Source organism: Glycomyces sp. YM15 (assembly GCF_016918015.1).
Taxonomy (GTDB): domain Bacteria; phylum Actinomycetota; class Actinomycetes; order Mycobacteriales; family Micromonosporaceae; genus Glycomyces.
In genome coordinates this window covers 158,438-176,311 of the sequence record NZ_JAERMK010000003.1, presented here as the reverse complement: position 1 = coordinate 176,311, position 17,874 = coordinate 158,438, and the positions used below count along the sequence as shown (strand labels likewise).

Genomic DNA, 17,874 nt, shown 5'->3' with positions numbered 1-17,874 from the left:
ACGCGTTGCGTCCGCGCGGCCCGCCCGCATAGAGTCCCGGCATGGTGAATCCGGAATCGGACACGGCAGGGGCTGCCGGTCACCCGCCAGCCCCCTAGCCCAGGCAGGCCGCTGGCCGCGGTGACGAGACGTCCCAACCGAACGTTCGACACCACGGAACCATCCGATGCCGCTTCCCGTATATCTGCTCGCCCTGGCGGTCTTCGCCATGGGCACCTCCGAATTCATGCTCGCCGGCCTCCTGCCGGACCTGGCGGCCGACCTCGGCGTCACCGTCGCCACCGCCGGCCTGCTCACCTCCGCGTTCGCCGTCGGCATGGCCGTCGGCGCCCCGCTCGTCGCTGCGCTCGCCCGCAACCGCCCCGCGCGCTCGAGCCTGATCGCGTTCCTCGGCCTGTTCCTGACCGCGCACGTCATCGGCGCGGTCACCCACAGCTTCGCGGTCCTGTTCACGACCCGGATCGTCGCGGCGTTCGCGAACGCCGGGTTCCTCGCCGTCGCGCTCACCGCGACCGCCGCGCTGGTCGCGCCCGACCGGAAGGGCCGCGCGCTCTCGGTCCTGCTGGGCGGCACGACGATCGCCGTCGTCGCAGGGGTCCCCGGCGGGGCGCTGCTCGGTGCGTTCCTCGGCTGGCGCGCCACGTTCTGGGCGGTCGCACTGCTGTGCCTGCCCGCTGCGCTCGGCGTCCGCCGCGGCGTCCCGGCGACCCGCGGCGCGGAGGGTCCGCTGCTGCGCACCGAGCTCAACGCGCTCCGCCGACCCCGATTGATCCTGGTGATGGCCTTGGGTGCGTTGGTGAACGCGGCGACGTTCGGCGCGTTCACGTACATCGCGCCCGTCGTCACCGAGACCGCCGGGCTCGGCGACCTGTGGGTACCGGTCGTCCTCGTGCTGTTCGGCGCCGGATCGTTCGCCGGGGTCCTGGTCGCGGCGGCACTGGGGCTGGCGGTGCCCGGCCGCCGTGTGCTCACCGGGACGGCGGTGCGGTAGCGGCCAACGCGCCGGCGACCGCGGCGGCCGTCGTCCGCACCAGGTCGGGCAGCTTGCCACGTTCGCCGATGAGGATCAGCAGCCAGTAGAAGATCGGCCCCAGCAGCAGGGCGTGCACGATCCCGGTGTCGGGCGCCGCCGCCAGCTCCCCGCGTTCGACGGCCCGCGCGAGCACGGTGTCGATCACGAACCGCTCGCGCTCGATGAACGTGCTCGTGAACCGCGCCCCCAGCGACGAGTCGCGGTGGATGTCGGCCAGAAGACCATGCAGCACAGCGGGAGGCGCCGTCGCGAGCTGACTCGCGATGACCTCGCAGATCGCCTCCAGATCGCCGTGCAGCGAACCCGAATCGGGCGGCGGCTGCTCCTCCATGTCATGCACGGTGGCCGCGAAGATCATCTCCTGCTTGGTCGCGAACCGCCGGTAGATCGCGGCCTTCCCGATGCCCGCCCGGGAGGCGACGGCGTCCATCGTGAGTTTGCCGTAGCCGTCTTCGGACAGGATCGCCCTTGTGGCGCTGGCGATGGCGTGATCGATCTGGCTGTCGCGGGGGCGGCCCACGGGTTGCTTCGGTTCCGACATGGCTCTAGGATACGGAACCAAGAGTATCGAAACTATCAGTTCCGTAATTAGGAGTCGGCATGGTCAAATGGGCCGGATGGATCTTCGTCTTCCTCGGCATCGGGCACACGCTGCTCAGCCTCGCGCTGGTCGCGCCGGATCACGCCGCCGCGTGGTTCAGCGGTGACCTGTGGCGGCCGGACGAGGGCGTGATCGCGATGAGCCCGGCGATGGCCGCGTACTGGCTCAGCGTCGGCGGCTTCGGCGTGCCGCTGCTGACACTGGGCTTCACGGTGCTGTGGATGGACCGGCGCGGGATCGTGCCGCCCGCGTTCCTCGGCTGGGCGGTCCTCGCCTGGACCGTGGTCGACACCATGATCCTGCTGCCCTCGCCGTGGATCCTCGCGGTGGTCGGGTCGGTCCTCTACCTCGTCGGCGTCCGCCGTGCGAGCAGAGCGGCCGAACCGGTCGCGGCCCCGACGGTCTTAGAGGCGGTTGGCGAGGCTCACGACCTCGACGTCCATCGAGGAGTTCGCGGGGAAGTCGATCACGGACGGGGCGACACCGGCCGTGACCAGGTGCGAGCCGAGGGCGGCGACCATGGCGCCGTTGTCGGTGCACAGCTTCGGCCGCGGGTAGCGCAGCGTGATCCCGGCGTCCTCGGCGCGCTCCACCGCGAGGGTGCGCAGGCGCGAGTTCGCGGCCACGCCGCCGCCGAGGAGGATCGTGCCGACGCCGTGCTCCTTCGCCGCGAGGATCGCCTTCTGCGTGAGGACGTCGCAGACCGCCTCCTGGAACGCGGCGGCCACGTCGTTCACGGGGACGTTGTTGCCTTCGGCCCGTTGGGCTTCGATCCAGCGGGCGACGGCGGTCTTCAGGCCCGAGAAGGAGAAGTCGTAGCGGTGGCGCTCCATGTCCTTCGCGGCGGTGAGCCCGCGCGGGAACCGCACGAACGCGCGGTCGCCCTCCTTCGCGGCCTTGTCGATGTACGGGCCGCCGGGGAAGGGCAACCCGAGCAGGCGCGCGACCTTGTCGAACGCCTCGCCAGCGGCATCGTCGATGCTCGCGCCGAGCTGCGTCACCTTCCCGGCGAGGTCCTCGACCATCATGATCGAGGAGTGGCCGCCCGAGACGAGCAGGCCGATCGCCGGCTCCGGGATCGGGCCGTTCTCCAAGGTGTCCACGGCGATGTGCGCGCTCAAATGGTTGACGCCGTAGAGCGGGACGCCGGTGGCGAGCGAGTAGGCCTTCGCCGCGCCCACACCGACCATGAGCGCCCCGGCGAGGCCCGGACCGGCGGTGACGGCGATGCCGTCGAGGTCGTTCAAGGTGAGCCCGGCGTCGTCGAGCGCGCGCTGCACCGTCGGCACCATGGCCTCCAGGTGCGCGCGGCTGGCGACCTCCGGGACGACCCCGCCGAAGCGGGCGTGCTCGTCGACCGACGACGCGACGGCGTCGGCCAGCAGCTCGTGGCCGCGCACGATCCCGACACCGGTCTCGTCGCACGAGGTCTCGATGCCCATCACCACAGGGTTGTTCTTCACAGCAGGTCCATCCTCATCACGGCGGCATCCGTGCCGGTGTGCTGGTAGTAGTTCTTGCGCACCCCGACGCCGTAGAAACCGTACCGGTCGTACAGGCGCTGGGCCGGGACGTTGTCGACCGCGACCTCCAGGTACACCGACTTCACGTCATGCGCCCGCGCGCGCTCGATCAGATCGTCCATGAGCATCTGCGCCACGCCCCGGCGGCGGGCGTCCGGGGCGACGGCGATGTTGTTGATCCACAGCTCAGTGCCGTGCAACGCGGTGCCCGCGTAGCCGACGATGCGATCGCCGTCGAAGACCGCGCGGTAGTCGTTCCCGGCCGAGAGCTCGGTCCACAGCAGGCCCTCGCTCCAGGCCTCGGCCTCGAAGATCGCGATCTCCATCTCGGCGACGGCGGGCAGGTGCCACCAGCGCAACCGGTCGATCCGCAAGTCGTTCATCGCATCAAGCTGTACCACGCGGCGGCTCAGGGCTGCGGCGCCGGGCTTCCCGCGGCGGGTTGCGCGTCCGGGCGGCGCAGGTACAGCGGGGTCAGCTGCTCGGTCGGCGCGCCCGCGAGCAGGCGCGGGGCGGCGAGTTCGACGAGTTTCACCAGGTCGGGGAAGATCGGCGTGGCCTCGGCCTCCATCGGGAGCTCGTCGGCGTACTTGCTCGCGCCTTCGCCGATCGCGTAGTCCGCGCCGCCGGTCTCGGTGACCCAGTCGGGGAGCTCCGAGGGCTTGCACACCTGCGGTTCGCCTTCGCGCACACCGTCTTCGTAGACGGCCCAGTAGATCTCCTTGCGGCGCGCGTCGGTGGCCGCGAGGGCGCGGCCCCGCGTGTTGGCGCCGATGCCGTCGAGCGAGCAGACGCCGTAGACGGGGATCCCCGCGCCGTCGGCGAACGCGGCCGCGGTGACCATGCCCACGCGCAGGCCCGTGAACGGCCCGGGACCGACGCCGGAGACGACCGCGTCCACATCCTTGACGGTGCGGCCCGCGTCGGCGAGGCAGCCTTCGATGAACGGCGCCAGCTTCTCCACATGCCCGCGCGCGTCCACCTCGCGGCGGAACGAGGTCAGGAACAACTCGTCGTCGTCGAGGTCGACGAGCGCGGCCTGCACTGCGGCAGTGGACGTGTCGATGGCGAGGACCCTCATGCGGCCGCACCCACCGGGGCTTCGAGTGAGGCCAGGCGCTCGGCCCAGTCGCCGCCGCGGCCGTGCAGCACGACCTCGCGGACCTCGTCGGCCCGCCGCTCGATCGCGATCTCCAGGTGCGACTCGGCGAGGCGCTCGGCCAGGCCCGCGCCCCATTCGACGACCGTGACCGCCGCGTCCACATCAGTGTCGAGGTCGAGGTCGTCGAGCTCGTCCAGGGTCTCGAGCCGGTACGCGTCGACGTGCACGAGCGGCACGCCCGCCTCGCCCGCGCGGTGCGAACGGGCGATCACGAAGGTGGGACTGGTGATCCGCCCCTCGACGCCGAGACCGGCGCCGATGCCCTGGGTGAGGGCGGTCTTCCCGGCGCCGAGCGGCCCGGTGAGGATCAGGAGGTCACCCGCGCGAAGGACCGCGGCGAGGCGCAGCCCGAACTCGTGGGTGTCTCCGGCCGTCTGGAGCGTCAGCCTCACGTTTCACTCCTCCAAGTGCTCTGGGCCGCGTCCTGTCGGCGCGGCGCAGCAGGGTTTCAAAGCATGGTCGCAAAGCTCGGTCAAGCCTCGAGTCACGGCTCGAGACGATGCCCGTGGTGACGCGAGAACGGCGACCACCTGCGATATCGCGAAGTGTCGCGCTCCTCCGGCGCCGCCTCAGGAGCGGCCGACACAGCGGAGCCCTCGCCGATCTCGGCCACGACTTTGTCGATCATCTCCAACAACAGTTGTGAGATCTCACCAGGGTACTCCAGCTGCGGTGAATGAGCCGCCTCGGCTATGAGCGCGAATCGCGACCCCCCGAGCGCCGCCGCCAGCCGCCGCGAATGCTCCGGCGGCGTCAGCAGATCCTCGTCACCGACCACCACCAGCGCCGGAAGCCCCTCGAACAGCGGCAACGTCGCCGTCTCGTCGTGATCGAGAATAGCGCGCGCGTAACCGACGATGCTCTGCATCGACGTCCGCCGGTTCATCCGCTCCACCAGCGTGACCAGCGACGCAGGCGGATCCACATGACCGAACGCGGCCTTGCGCGTCAGCAGCCACCCGATGTCCCCCGCCAGCAGCCGCGACCGGTCGATCAGATCCGGCGTCCAACCCGCCACCTGCTGCAGCATCGGCAGCACCGTGCGCCGCAGCCGCCGCAGCGCCCGCATCGGCTTCGTCTCCACCGTGTCGAGCCCCGCCGCACTGCTCGAGAAGAACGCCACGCCCTTCACACGCTCCCGGAAATCCGCCTCATAGAGCCGCGCGAACACCTGGATCGTCATGCCGCCCATCGAATGCCCGACGAGAACGAGCGGGCCCCGCGGCGCCACCGCCGCCAGCACGTCGTGCAGCACCTCGGCCAGATCCTCGATCCCGTATTCAGTACGGGGAAGCGGACCCGACCGGCCGTGCCCCGGCTGGTCGTACAGCACCGCCCGCAGCGACACGCCACGGTCCCGGTGAAGCTCGCGAGCCATCGATTGGCTCTGGTTCGCCTCCGCGACCGCCTTCCGCTGGAAGTAGAACGTCGCCATGTCCTGCATATAGCCGTGCACGAACACCACCGTGAGGTCCGCGTCCGCCGGACCCGCCGTCTCCACATGGATCGGCACCCCGTCGCGCGACTCCACCGTCATCACCGAGCGCTGCGGCGGCAGCTCGAACGGCTCATGCGCGTACGGGTCGCTCGACGCCGCCTTCGTGCGCCGCGCCAGATACCGCGGCACCCCCCATGCCAAAGCCGCACCGAGTGCCACACCACCGGTCACCCCGCCCGCGATCGCGAAACCGCGCCTCCGGCGGGACCGCCGCTCACCCATGCCGCCTCGCAATGCTCTCGAACACCAAGCTCTCCGCCCCGAACCGCCGCACCGTGCGAGACGCGGCGATCAGTACTCAGGCATCCTCACGCGGCACCAGACCGCGGTTCCACAACCGCGGCACCCGCGAACCGAGCCCCGTCAACACGTCGTTCGGGATCGTCTCCGCCCACGCCGACCAGTCGTCCGCATCCGGATGCTGCTCACCCGCACCGATGAGCACCACCGGCTCGCCCGCCTTCACCGCGTCATCGCCGCAGTCGACCATGAACTGGTCCATGCAGATCCGCCCCAGCACCCGGCGGCGCTTCCCCGCCAGATACACCTCGGCGCTGCCCGAAGCGGCCCGCGGCACCCCGTCCGCGTAACCCAGCGGCACCAGCGCCACATTCGTGTCCCGCTCCAGATGCACGGTGTGCCCGTACGAGATCCCCGAACCCGCCGGGACCCGCTTCACCGACATCACCACCGACCGCAGCTCGATCACCGGCCGCAGATCGACCGCGAACTCCGGCACCGGGTTGTACCCGTACAGCGCGATCCCCGGACGCACCATGTCGTACCGCGTCTCCGGGTCCGAGATCAGCGCCGCCGAATTCGCCAGGTGCCGCACCTCGAGCTCCAGGCCCGACGCGGCCACCGTCCCGAGGAACCGTTCGAACGCGGCCTTCTGCTCGGCGTTCGCCGGATGCCCGATCTCGTCGGCGCACGCCATGTGGCTCCACGCACCCACGACCACCAGCGAACCCGCCGCCTGACGCTTCGCCGCGGCCTCCGCCGCGACCGCCCACTCGTGCTCGGCCACACCCCCGCGCGACATGCCCGTATCGCCCTTGAGATGGATCCGCGCCGGACGCCCGGCCTTGTCGGCGGCCGCCGCCACCGCGTCCAACTGCGCCAGCGACGACACCCCGAGCTCGACCCCCGCGCCGACCACCTCGGCCAGGCCCGGCTGGTCAGGGGAGAAGAAGAACGCCATCACCGTCGTGTCCGCCAGATCCGGCAGGCGCTTCAGCCGCCAAGCCTCCCTGAGCGTCACGACCCCGAGGCTCACCGCCCCGGCCTCGACCGCGACCCGCCCGGCGGGGACCATGCCGTGCCCGTACCCGTCGGCCTTCACCATCGCCATCATCGGCACCCCGGCCACGGCCGCGAGCGCCTCGACGTTGTGCGCGAGCCGGCGCCAGTCGGCGCTGGCCTTCGCCAGGCCGGACATGGTGCCGAATTCGGGTTCGGTCAGGACGCGGTAGTTGTCGATCGCCACATATGCAAGGGTACGTGCCCGCCGCGTTCGGCTCCGGCAGCGCCGATGCCTGGGTCGACGGGCACGCACCCTCGCGCTACGCGGACTGTGCGAGCTGCTCGCGCACGGCGCGGGCGGCGGCCACGAGTCCTTCGAGGGACGGGCGGACCTCCTCGTAACGGCGGGTCTTCAGACCGCAGTCCGGGTTCGCCCAGACCCGCTCGGGGCCGAGCGCGGCCACCGCGAGGCGCAGGGCCTCGGCCATGTCGTCGGCCGCGGGGACGCGCGGCGAGTGGATGTCCCACACGCCGGGGCCGACCGCGCTGCGGTAGTTCGCGCGGTCGAGGTCGGCGAGGACCTCCATCTTCGAACGCGACGCCTCGATCGAGGTGACGTCGGCGTCCAGGGCCGCGATCGCGTCGATGACCTCGCCGAACTCCGAGTAGCACAGGTGCGTGTGGATCGAGGTCTCCGGACGCACGCCCGCCGTGGCGAGACGGAACGAGCGCGTCGCCCAGTCCCGGTACGCCGCACGGGAAGCCGCGCGCACCGGCAGGAGCTCGCGGAGCGCGGGCTCGTCGACCTGGATGATCGCGGTCCCGGCCGCTTCGAGGTCGGCGACCTCGTCGCGCAGCGCGAGCGCCACCTGGTCGGCGGTGTCGGCGAGCGGCTGGTCGTCGCGCACGAACGACCAGGCCAGGATCGTGACGGGCCCGGTCAGCATGCCCTTGACGGGCTTCTCGGTGAGCGACTGCGCGTACGAGGTCCACTCCACGGTCATCGGCGCCTGCCGCGCGACGTCGGCGAACAGGATCGGCGGGCGCACACAGCGCGAACCGTAGGACTGCACCCAGCCGGCGGCGGTGGTCGCGAACCCGGTGAGCTGTTCGGCGAAGTACTGCACCATGTCGTTGCGCTCGGGCTCGCCGTGGACGAGCACGTCGAGGCCGAGCTTCTCCTGCTCGGCGATGACGGCGGCGACCTCGGCCTTCATGCGGGCCTTGTAGTCGGCGTCGATCATCAGGCCGCGGCGGTGCGCGGCGCGGGCGTTGCGCAGCTCGGCGGTCTGCGGGAACGAGCCGATGGTGGTCGTCGGCAGCGGCGGGAGCGGGACGCGCTCGGCCTGGGCCGCTTGGCGTTCGCTGTACGGCAGCCGCCGGTCGGCGTCCGCGCCGAGGGCGGCGAGCCGCTCGCGCACCGAATCGTCGCGCCAGTCCGCCGGCGTCTGCGGCCGGGCCTCGCGGGAACCCTCGGGGTCGGCGATCGCCTTGATCTCGAGGAGTTTCTGTCGCGCGAACGAGAGGCGCTCGAACAGCGCCTCAGGCAGGTCCTGCTCGGCGTCGAGGTCGACCGGGACGTGCAGCAGCGAGGACGAGGAGGAGACCCCGACGCGGTCGCTGATGCCCTGCAGCCGTGCGAGGTCGGCCGCGCCCTTGGCGAGGTCGGCGCGCCAGATGTTGCGGCCGTCAACCGCCCCGGCCAGCAAGAATGTTTCACGTGAAACATTCAGTGCCTCAAGTGTTTCCAGGTCACTGCGGCCACGCACGAGGTCCAGGGCCACGCCCTCCACGCCGGCTTCGAGCAGCACCGGCAGCGATTCGCCGAACGGCCCGTAACCGCCCGCGATGAGGATCTCCGCGCCCGCGACCAGCCGCCGATAGGCCGCGGCGGTCGCCGCGAGCTCGACTTCGGTGCGGTCGGCGCACAGCGCGGGCTCGTCGAGCTGGATCAGGCCCGCCCCGGCCTCCGCGAGGGCGGCAAGGAGTTCGACGTAGACCTCGACGAGGTCGTCGAGCCGGTCGAGCGGGATGAAATCGGCGGGCGCGTCCTCGCTCGGCTTGGCGAGCAGGAGGAACGAGACCGGGCCGAGCAGCACCGGTCGGGCGTCGAGTCCGCGCTCCTTCGCCTCCAGGAACTCGGCGATCGCCTTCGCGGGCTTGGCCGCGAACGCGGTCTCGGGTCCGATCTCCGGAACGAGGTAGTGGTAGTTGGTGTCGAACCACTTGGTCATCTCGAGCGGCACGGCCGCCTCGTCGCCGCGGGCGGCGGCGAAGTAGGAGGCGAGCTCGGTCTCCCGCCGGTGGCGCGGAGCCAGCGCGTCAACGGCGCAGATCGTGTCGAGCACGTGGTCGTAGTAGGAGAAGGTGCCGGTCGGGACCGTGTCGAGCACCGAGAGGTCGTCGAGCATCCCGGAGCGGACGGCGGCGGCGGCCGCTTCCAGCCCGGCGGCGTCGAGCCGACCGGACCAGTGGGACTCGAGTGCTCGCTTGAGCTCGCGGTTCGGTCCGATGCGCGGATAGCCGAGTGCGGTGGCCTGCGGTCGTTTCGCGGGCACGCTGGTAGTCGTGTTCATGTGTCAGTTCCCTCGAACGTGCGACAACGGGACCGCGCGCGGTCGCGCGCGGTACGCGGGCAGGTATTCGGACTCGAGGGCGCGCCGTCTCCGGCACCTAATCCCCACCGCTTCCCAGGTTCCGGGCCCAGTGCTCATGGCGGGTTTCGTTCCCTCTCACCGCTGCGGGGCAGTCCTGGATTCACACCAGATTCCCTCTTAGCCGAAGCGGTGTGCACCGCCTCGGAACCAGCGTCGGAACCGATGGTACGGCCGCGCACCGGCCTGAGCCCCTGACGAGGCCGCAGAGTGGGACGAGAGCGTCGCGGATCTCCGGTGGCATGGGTAGGCTCGGGGCCCATGAGCACCAGACCTGTAGCAGTAGTCACGGGAGCGAGCAGCGGGATCGGGGCCGCCGCCGCGAAGGCACTCGCCAAGGCCGGCTTCGAGGTGGTGCTGGGGGCCCGCCGGGCCGACCGGCTCGCCGAGGTCGCGGCGGAGTGCGGCGGGCGGGCGATCGCGCTCGACGTCACCGACGAGGCTTCGGTGGCCGCGTTCGTGGAGCAGGTGGAGCGCTGCGACCTGCTGGTCAACAACGCGGGCGGGGCCCTCGGGCTCGACTCGATCGCCACGGCCGATCTCGAACTGTGGCAGAAGATGTACGACGTGAACGTGCTCGGCACGATCAGAGTCACGAAGGCGCTCCTGCCGAAGCTGGTCGACTCCGGTGACGGCCAAGTCGTCGTCATCGGCTCGATCGCGGCGCACCAGCCGTACCCGGGCGGGGGCGGCTACAACGCGGCGAAGCACGCCGAAGCGGCGGTCACCCGCGTACTCCGCCTTGAACTCCTCGGCCGGCCGGTGCGCGTGTGTGAGATCGACCCGGGCATGGTCGAGACCGAGTTCAGCCTGGTCCGCTTCGAAGGCGACCAGGACCGCGCCGACGCGGTCTACGCGGGCATGACCCCGTTGACCGCCGATGACATCGCCGAGACGATCGCTTGGGTCGCAACGCGACCCGCGCACGTGAACGTCGACCAGATCACGATCATGCCGCGCGACCAGACCGGCGCCCAGCAGGTTCACCGCCGCCAATAGCGATTCCGGGGCACTCCGAAGGCCCGGATACCGCCAGGCCGCTCGGGGAAGAAGACGCGTCCCAGCCGGTCGTGGCGTGGAGCTGCCTCGAGGACTGGAGCTGGGTCGCCCTTCAATCAGGCAGCGACAGAGCGGTGTGGGTCGGGTCCGGGGGTGTGGTGCTGTCGTGAGGGCTGGTTGCGGTCAGGGCGGTGGGGTGGCGGGATTCGGGTGTGTTGCCGTCGTTGGGGGGACTCGGGATCCCAGCTGGAGTTGGAGCGCTGGCGGCGTGTGGGACCCCGACGGACTTGGAGTTCTTGGGGACCCGGCCGCACCTGGGATTCCGGCCGGACTCGAGCCGTTGTCGTTGTCGTTGTCGGTGCTGTTGCGGTGGCCTGGGGGTGGGCCGCCGGGGCGGGGCCGGTGGTCGCTTCCGGTCGGGACGGGTGGGTCCGGCCCGATGCCGCAGCGACTGGGTGGTCGGCGACGAGGGAGCCGCCGGTCGACGGGATCGGCCCGGACATGATCGTGCTCGTGCTCGTGCTCGTGTTCGTGGTCTTCATGTGCCTGTCGCCTCCTTCCCGCTGCTCTACTTGCTTTCCTCGCTGGCCTTGTCGACCTTGCTTGGGCTTCCGGTTCTGGCCCTTCGGCTTTCGCCTGAACACGCCGTCCCTGCCGGGGCGGATGTAGTTGCCTGCCGTCCCTGCCGGAGTGGTTCAGCCTCCCGGCGGTCTCCCCGAATGAACGCCGGAGGTGGATTCGCCTCCCGGTTCTTGCTTCCTGTGCTTCGGGTCCGTCCTGGAGGCGCGCGGGAGCTTTCGGGCGCGACGCTGCCGGGACGGGGTGGTGCTCGCCATGGACGTGCTGGTGCTGCCCGGGCCGGGTCCTCTGTTGCCTGGCCTGGCTTCGCCCCTCACGCTGGCGGGTCGTGCTCGAATCGCGAGTGCCTCCTTGCAAGGCACTGCCTGCTGGTTGGGGTGATCCCAACTAGGGAATCGTCCACCCAGTCACGGCCCATCGGGGGCGCGGACAGCTGCGGGCGATGGCACGGGGGTGAGATCGGACGCCTCCAAGAAGGAGGAGCACCCTGGCTTGCGGGGTCGTCGCCTCGGAATAAGTCGGTTTGTCGGATCGGCCAGAGGCTTGTCGTAGTCTGCTTACACCTACCCCGACACCTGTACAAATTCCCTGTCCCTGTACGTACCTCAAGTATCCCCCATACAGCCCCCGACTGTCATCACCCACACGATGCGAAACCATTCACGTTCCAGGTCCCACGCACGCCCGGATCGGTTGCGTCCCAACCGAACCAGACCCGACCCCGTTACCAAGCCGGACGCGGGTGCTGCAGGCTCGATGCGGTCCTTGAAGACCATGATCATCCGTTGAACCAAGTGCAGGATTGCGGTGATCGGCCACCGGTGCTGGTTGTCCAGGTCTCGTCGGTTCGCCCAGTGGATAGCCGCGAGTTCGGAGGACTCGATGATGGATCGGTCCCAGGCGCCTTCGCGCTGTTTCTCAAACAGCTCCTACTGCGTCACTTCAACACACAGCTCGCCTTCGCTGCCCTCCTTCCAGAAACGCGGGGCGGCGGCGCAGGGCGGGCTGGTTCGGGGACGGTGGGAGCGGCGGCGTCTCAATCGAGCTGCCAGGCTGGGTCTCCGGCTCCGGCTTGGGGTGGTGTCTCGGACCGGGTTCGTGCCGCGCTCGCGCTCGGGTTCCGGTGCGGGCGTGAGGGTGCGCTGCACAGGTCGCCATGGCGGCACGTCGCCACCCGCTTCGGAGCGCGGGCTCGGGTTCGACGGTTTCCTCCACGTCTTCTGTTGCTGCCCAAGTCTGATGCTTTCCAATCCGCGACGCACCCCGTGTAAATACGTCTGGAAGCCATCGCTCACCTGTGCCTGATTCCGTGTACCGCACAGTGTGTGATTCCCCGGTACCCTGAGTCTCGCTGCCGAAAAGCCCGACTCGCCCCGAACGTCTTCCCTGTGCCCCAGTGCGTCCCGCCGCGCGATCCCCTGAACCCGTGTCCGCCCGGTCCGTCGCAAACTCACCCGGGCGGACACGACTCACATTGCACCGCAAACCATTGTGATCTCGGCATTCGAGTCATGTACCCCACGTGACTCTCCAACTCGATACAGTGACCCAGAGTCCCGAACCCGCTCCTATCCCCACGGAGACGACGAATGACACCACCCCCCCCAGGTGCCTTCCCCAAGCGATTGCCTTCCCGCGCAAGGCAATGGAGGCCGCACATGGCCGGCGCTGATGTCTTCACGATGGAGCCCGAGGAAGTCCACAAGTCGGTGGAAATCCTCTTCGACGTCGAATCCGAGGTCGAAGCCCAAACCGTGACGCTCATCGACAGCACGACCGAACTCGCGCAACAACTCAAAGACTCCGATACGGCGCTCGGCCCCGCGCTGGCCGAGGCCGCAGAGTGGTGGCAGCTCTTCCGAGCTGGAGGATTCTCGCGACTGTGCGGCAACACAGGTGAGTACCTGGCCGTCTGTGCCGAGGAAGCCGTCGAAGTCGACGAGTACAACGCCGGCGACTTCGCCTCCCTCGCCGACCACGACCGTTACCCCGGCCGGGCAAACGAAAACGCCTCAGCCCGCCCCGACTGGTAGGACGCACCCCCATGAGCGACATGTCTTGGAAGGATCTCCGCGATCTCGATTGCGGCGCGATTCAGACTATTGGCGTGCACTGGAGTGGTTATGTGCCCAAGATGACCGAGCAGACCGAACGGCTGCGAAACGAACGTCATTGCAGGGGCGTTCCTATGGCACTACTGTCATCGGGACCGCTGCCTCAACTGAAGGAGTTGAAGCCGACAATATCGTCTTCGTGGCCTCGACCGGAGCCGGCGTTGAATCCGCTGCTTCGCTCGGAGTGGACGAATCGAATGTCTGGGCCACTCGCAATGATCTGGATTCGATTGGTCTTGCCGCGACACCATGGCGGCCATTGTGACAGGGCAGGCAGGATTAGCAGGATGAGTTTCTTTGCGCGTTACCGCTGGAAGTCCGCATCGAGACGGATGCTGGGAGCAGTGTGCCTCGCTTCCGTTTCCCTAAAACTTGCTTCCTGTTCGTTCTTTGGAGAAGGTTTGAACCAACCGCCGGAATCCGACTTCACTCAGGCTGAAGCCTATACGCCCATGGAAGCCGCCGCCGCAGCAGCGGTTGCAGTGCTACCGGACTTCCCAGGGTTTGAGAAGCGAACGTGGTATCAAATGCCCTGCACTCGCAACGGCGTGGACGATCCGGACTACACCATGGTCGAGATTACCTATGAATTCTCGAGCGAGAACTCGGAATCCGAGATGGTTCGTGAAAGCTACGTCGACGAGTTGCGCGAATTCTGGATATCCGAGGGCTACGAAATCACGGACGATACTGAGACTGCTCGAGGAGAACGGTTGGATCGAGCTCTTGTCGCTCAGCGAGATGATGGCATCGCTCTCTGGTACAGGGTGCTGGACTTGGTAGTCTTCACGATCCAGTCGGGCTGTGTTCCGGTTAGCGATCCAGGCGGGATCGAATACATTGCTCCTATCGGGGGTATTGAGCCGGGTAGCGAGGGAGACGCGGTCGGTCGTTACTTTCCCGATGGTATTCCCACCGACCAGGCTGCGGCGATCGACCCGTTCGAGGGTACGCAAGCCTCTGCTGGACTGGTTCCGTTCGACTCACCTGGTTCGCGTGTCCCGACCCTCTCACTGAAAGACCGAACATGTACCAGCAGCCGAATCCCCAGCCGCCCTACGGGCAGCAGTCGAACCCTCAACAGCCGCCCTAGGGGCAGCCTCAGCAGTGGCAGCCCGGTCCTCCCCAGTCCCGCCCTGGGGCTTATCAGCCGGTGGGGCCGCCACCTCAGCCGTATCCGGCTGGCGGGCAAGGTCTTCAACCCGGGCCGCCTCCTCCGCTTCCGCCGCCTGCTCGCAAGCAGCGCGGGGGCGTCATTGCGCTCGTTGTCGTGCTCGCGCTGCTTGTCGTCGGGGGTGGAGCTGGGGCGTGGTGGTTCCTGGCCGATCCCGGCGGCGACGGCCCGGGTAGCTCCCAAGCAGAGGGCTTGGTCATCGAGGACTCCGAGTCCGGGGTCGCATATTCGCTCCCCGAAGGCTGGGAAGAGTTCGCCTCCGAAGACCTCATCGAGGCCTTCACCTCAAGTGCGAGCGTCACCACCGAGACCGGCAGCGCATCCGTCTTCGCGTTCTCCGGTGAGGGGATGACGGATGAGGAGATGTCGATGAGCACTTCGATCATTGCGGGCGAGAACTCCGAATACTTCTACCACTACGCCGAGGACCGCCAGATCCTGATCTCCGAGCCCATCGAAGTCGACGGCCAGGAGGCCTACCGCTTCACCTGGCAGGTCAGCAAGGCCGACGACGAGCCGATGTACGGGCACATCGTCCACATCCTCACCGACGACAACCGCTCGGTCTTCCTCATGGGCATCGTCCAGCCCGATGACGACGCGCTGCGCACCGAGATCGACGCCGCCATCTCCAGCGTCTCGCTCCTGTAGTCCGAACCGGTATTGAAGCCGATGAGGCCGGGCCCGAACGGGCCCGGCCTCATTTCGTATGCGCTGCTAGTCGGTCAGCGTGAACGCTGGGGATTCCCATTGCTCCCAGTGGGCCGGGTTCGCCTCGTCGCCGAGGGCTTTCAGGACCTTGACGTGCAGGGTCCATTGGCCGGGTTCGAGGGCGTTCGGGCGGGCTGCGGCGAGGTCTTCGAGGTGGATGCCCATGGCGTCGTTCGGGCCCGGGGAGCGCTGCAGGTAGTGCTCGGGTTCCCATTCGATGATCGCGCCGGTGTCGGCGTTCTCGGCGCTGATCTCCATTGCGGACACTTGATGTCCCAGGTAGACCAAGGCCGCGAGGTCCGGGTCTTCGGTGAGGCTGAAGGTCTCGCCTTCCTCGATGTCGCGGTAGTCGAACTCGTGCGTCTCCGGGTCCTGGCCGACGATCGCCGCGAGGCGCGGGAACTCGGGATGCTCGAGGACCGGGATCGCCAGGTAGTCGCCCTGGTAGCCCGAGTATGCCGCCGTCAGCGACTCTCCATTGTCGGGGCGGGCGGTGATGCGGCCGCCGAAGACGCTGCCGAGCGGCAGGTCGGCGCTCGGTTCGATCGTGACCTGGACCGTGGCGGTCTGGCCCGGGTAGAGGTCGAGGGTCTTCGGCTCGAAGGTCACCTTCGGTTCGGCCGCAGCGAATCCCGGGTCGCGGGTGTCGCCCCTGGTGGCGATCGTGGACCGGTGGGTGAGCTTGTACGAGCGGGTCGCGGTGTCGCGCGAGGTGAGCTGGAGTTCGAAGGTGCGCGGGCCCGTGCCGTCGCCGGTGTTGACGCCCGTCGGGTAGAGGCAGGCCTCGGCGTCGAGGGCGTCGATCACGTCGATGACGCCGGCCCCCTGCCGGTGCGCCGCTTCGAGTTCGCCGAGGTCCGGGTTCTCGCCCCAGGCGACCGGCTTGGCGGAGTTGGCGAGTCGCGTGCGCACGTCACGCGGTGTCAGGCGCGGGTCGTCGTCGAGCAGGAGCGCGGCCGCGCCCGCCACGTGCGGAGAGGACATCGAAGTGCCCGAAAGGGACTCGTACGAGCCGTCGGCCACCGGCACGGTGGACCAGATGCCGCCGCCGGGAGCGGTCAGGTCCGGTTTGAACGACAGGTCCGGGGCGGGCCCGTACGCGGTGAACGACGAGGCGAAGCCGCCGCGCGGGAGGTCGACCAGGACCGTCTCGTCGGTGAACTCCAGGACCGGCGATCTGCCGATCGCGGCCAGGTCGTGGAGGTCCTCGCCGTCGGCGTCGGTGACGGCGAGCGCAGGGACGGGGCCGTCCTCGATGCCGGTGCCGCCGAAGGGGCCCGACCGGTCGTTGTAGATGACGACGCTCGTCGCGCCCTCGGCGACGGCGCGCTCGTACTTGGCCTTGAAGGTGCAGGTACCGCGCACGATGAGCGCGGCCTTGCCGTTGACGTCCCCTTCGGACTCGTCGTCGGGGCAGGCGCGGCCGAACCACACGAGCGGGTCGGTCGCGGCGCCCGGCTCGGGCGCGGGCGTGTCGTCGATGCCGCGGTAGCCGATGGTGCGGTCCAGGGCCGGGACGAATGCGGCGTCCATGCGCTGCTTCGGATTGTCGGTGGAGGCCACGGCGATCACGTCGGAGCCGACGGCCGGCGCCGAACCGGAGTAGACCCCGGTCTCGCCGTCGTTGCCCATGGAGGCGACGACGGTGACGCCCTCCTCCGTGAGCCGGCCGGCGGCCTCGGCGGTCGGGTAGCCCGGCCACTGGAAGGACAGGCCGAGCGAGAGGTTCACGACGTCCATGCCGTCGTCGAGCGCCGCCTCGAAGGCCTGCAAGATGACCTCGGAGCTGGTGGAACCGTCGCAGCCGAACACTTTGTAGGCCCCGAACTCGACGTCGGGGGCGACGCCGGTGACGTTCCCGTCCGCGCCCACGATGCCCGCCACGTGCGTGCCGTGTCCGCCGCAGTCGGCCGGGTCCTCGTCGGGGACGGGCTCGGCGTGCTCGGGGTCGTCGGAGTCGAACTCGTCCCCGACGAAGTCGGTGCCGTACGCGACCCGGCAGTCGGGGCCGAAGCAGCCGCCGAGGTCGGGGTGGGTGTAGTCGATGCCGGTGTCGATGATGCCGACCTTGACGCCCTCGCCGGTGATGCCACGATCGTGCGCGTTCGCCGCATGCGTGGTCTGGATTGCCTGGGCGAGTTCGGGTTGCGCCTCCTCGGGCCGGTCGCCGACGCGGGCGGGGCCCATGAAGAGGACGTCGGACCAGACCTCTTCGACGAGGTCGAGGCGCTCCAGGCGGCGGGCGGTGGCGGGGTCGGTCGCGACGGAGACGCCGTTCCAGACGCGTTCGAAGTCGTGCCGGATCGTGTAGTCGAGGCCGTGGGCGGCGGCCTCGAGCATCGAGGCGCCCGCGCCGGGCGCGAGTTCGACCAGCCAGACCTGGGCCGCGCCGTCCGGATTCGCTTGGGCCGCAGGGGCCGAGGCGGCGAGCAGCGGCAGGGCGACCGCGGCGGCGACGAATGCGGTCGTGCGGGAAGTACCGCGGAGCACGGTCGGCCGACCGCGGAGGTCTGGTGTGTTTCGGCGCAAGCCCGGCATCAGGGGTCCCCTTCGAGTCGTGCCGGTCGGGCGCACCGGAGGCGCC

At 69.4% G+C, this 17,874-nt stretch carries 14 protein-coding genes, 1 pseudogene and 1 riboswitch; of the genes and pseudogenes, 5 read left to right on the top strand and 10 right to left on the bottom strand.

The window, feature by feature from the left end:
* Positions 1-166: 166 nt before the first annotated feature.
* Positions 167-976, top strand: a pseudogene (locus tag JHY01_RS05155) (MFS transporter); the annotation flags it as partial.
* Here JHY01_RS05155 and JHY01_RS05150 read toward each other — a convergent pair.
* From JHY01_RS05150 to metE, 9 genes are all read right to left on the bottom strand, one after another.
* Positions 969-1,574, bottom strand: coding sequence for a TetR/AcrR family transcriptional regulator (locus JHY01_RS05150; RefSeq protein WP_205324532.1), 606 nt, complete (start codon positions 1,572-1,574; stop codon positions 969-971). The pseudogene JHY01_RS05155 and the gene JHY01_RS05150 overlap by 8 nt on opposite strands.
* A gap of 139 nt (positions 1,575-1,713) precedes the next feature.
* Positions 1,714-1,929, bottom strand: coding sequence for a hypothetical protein (locus JHY01_RS05145; RefSeq protein WP_205324531.1), 216 nt, complete (start codon positions 1,927-1,929; stop codon positions 1,714-1,716).
* A 109-nt stretch (positions 1,930-2,038) separates the two neighbouring features.
* Positions 2,039-3,097: a tRNA (adenosine(37)-N6)-threonylcarbamoyltransferase complex transferase subunit TsaD gene (gene tsaD / locus JHY01_RS05140; RefSeq protein ID WP_307814254.1), complete on the bottom strand. Its 1,059-nt coding sequence runs from the start codon at positions 3,095-3,097 to the stop codon at positions 2,039-2,041.
* Positions 3,094-3,540 (bottom strand): ribosomal protein S18-alanine N-acetyltransferase, encoded by a 447-nt coding sequence (gene rimI / locus JHY01_RS05135; protein ID WP_205324530.1) that lies wholly within the window; start codon positions 3,538-3,540, stop codon positions 3,094-3,096. Before rimI ends, tsaD begins: the two co-directional genes overlap by 4 nt.
* 26 nt (positions 3,541-3,566) lie before the next feature.
* Positions 3,567-4,238 carry a tRNA (adenosine(37)-N6)-threonylcarbamoyltransferase complex dimerization subunit type 1 TsaB gene (gene tsaB / locus JHY01_RS05130; RefSeq protein WP_205324529.1) on the bottom strand — a complete coding sequence of 224 codons (672 nt, stop codon included), beginning with the start codon at positions 4,236-4,238 and terminating at the stop codon, positions 3,567-3,569.
* Positions 4,235-4,711, bottom strand: coding sequence for a tRNA (adenosine(37)-N6)-threonylcarbamoyltransferase complex ATPase subunit type 1 TsaE (gene tsaE, locus JHY01_RS05125; protein ID WP_307814251.1), 477 nt, complete (start codon positions 4,709-4,711; stop codon positions 4,235-4,237). Before tsaE ends, tsaB begins: the two co-directional genes overlap by 4 nt.
* Positions 4,712-4,803: 92 nt before the next feature.
* Positions 4,804-6,039, bottom strand: coding sequence for an alpha/beta fold hydrolase (locus JHY01_RS05120; RefSeq protein WP_205324528.1), 1,236 nt, complete (start codon positions 6,037-6,039; stop codon positions 4,804-4,806).
* A gap of 76 nt (positions 6,040-6,115) precedes the next feature.
* Entirely contained in the window at positions 6,116-7,303 is a 1,188-nt protein-coding gene (gene alr, locus JHY01_RS05115; protein WP_205324527.1) for an alanine racemase, read from the bottom strand.
* Positions 7,304-7,379: 76 nt separating this feature from the next.
* Complete coding sequence (metE, locus tag JHY01_RS05110; RefSeq protein WP_205324526.1) at positions 7,380-9,635, bottom strand: 5-methyltetrahydropteroyltriglutamate--homocysteine S-methyltransferase; 2,256 nt, start codon at positions 9,633-9,635, stop codon at positions 7,380-7,382.
* A 40-nt stretch (positions 9,636-9,675) separates the two neighbouring features.
* Positions 9,676-9,883: riboswitch (cobalamin riboswitch) on the bottom strand.
* Between the two features lie 91 nt (positions 9,884-9,974).
* Here metE and JHY01_RS05105 point away from each other — a divergent pair.
* The 4 genes from JHY01_RS05105 (at position 9,975) to JHY01_RS05090 (ending at position 15,230) form a co-directional block, all read left to right on the top strand.
* Entirely contained in the window at positions 9,975-10,712 is a 738-nt protein-coding gene (locus JHY01_RS05105) for an SDR family NAD(P)-dependent oxidoreductase (RefSeq protein WP_205324525.1), read from the top strand.
* 2,237 nt (positions 10,713-12,949) lie between these two features.
* The gene (locus tag JHY01_RS05100; RefSeq protein ID WP_205324524.1) at positions 12,950-13,324 is read left to right on the top strand and encodes a hypothetical protein; all 375 of its coding nucleotides are present in this window, start codon (positions 12,950-12,952) and stop codon (positions 13,322-13,324) included.
* Complete coding sequence (locus JHY01_RS28010) at positions 13,206-13,670, top strand: alpha/beta hydrolase (RefSeq protein ID WP_374199492.1); 465 nt, start codon at positions 13,206-13,208, stop codon at positions 13,668-13,670. Before JHY01_RS05100 ends, JHY01_RS28010 begins: the two co-directional genes overlap by 119 nt.
* 1,005 nt (positions 13,671-14,675) lie before the next feature.
* Positions 14,676-15,230 (top strand): hypothetical protein, encoded by a 555-nt coding sequence (locus tag JHY01_RS05090; protein WP_205324522.1) that lies wholly within the window; start codon positions 14,676-14,678, stop codon positions 15,228-15,230.
* 66 nt (positions 15,231-15,296) lie between these two features.
* On the opposite strand, the gene JHY01_RS05085 is transcribed toward JHY01_RS05090, so the two are convergent.
* The gene (locus JHY01_RS05085) at positions 15,297-17,780 is read right to left on the bottom strand and encodes a S8 family serine peptidase (RefSeq protein WP_205324521.1); all 2,484 of its coding nucleotides are present in this window, start codon (positions 17,778-17,780) and stop codon (positions 15,297-15,299) included.
* Positions 17,781-17,874 lie beyond the last annotated feature (94 nt).

Coding starts and splice junctions, on each gene's coding strand:
- JHY01_RS05150 (WP_205324532.1), bottom strand. CDS start 1,574: ATGTCGGAACCGAAGCAACCCGTGGGCCGCCCCCGCGACAGCCAGATC.
- JHY01_RS05145 (WP_205324531.1), bottom strand. CDS start 1,929: ATGGTGTCGACCACGGTCCAGGCGAGGACCGCCCAGCCGAGGAACGCG.
- rimI (WP_205324530.1), bottom strand. CDS start 3,540: ATGAACGACTTGCGGATCGACCGGTTGCGCTGGTGGCACCTGCCCGCC.
- tsaB (WP_205324529.1), bottom strand. CDS start 4,238: ATGAGGGTCCTCGCCATCGACACGTCCACTGCCGCAGTGCAGGCCGCG.
- JHY01_RS05120 (WP_205324528.1), bottom strand. CDS start 6,039: ATGGGTGAGCGGCGGTCCCGCCGGAGGCGCGGTTTCGCGATCGCGGGC.
- metE (WP_205324526.1), bottom strand. CDS start 9,635: ATGAACACGACTACCAGCGTGCCCGCGAAACGACCGCAGGCCACCGCA.
- JHY01_RS05105 (WP_205324525.1), top strand. CDS start 9,975: ATGAGCACCAGACCTGTAGCAGTAGTCACGGGAGCGAGCAGCGGGATC.
- JHY01_RS05100 (WP_205324524.1), top strand. CDS start 12,950: ATGGCCGGCGCTGATGTCTTCACGATGGAGCCCGAGGAAGTCCACAAG.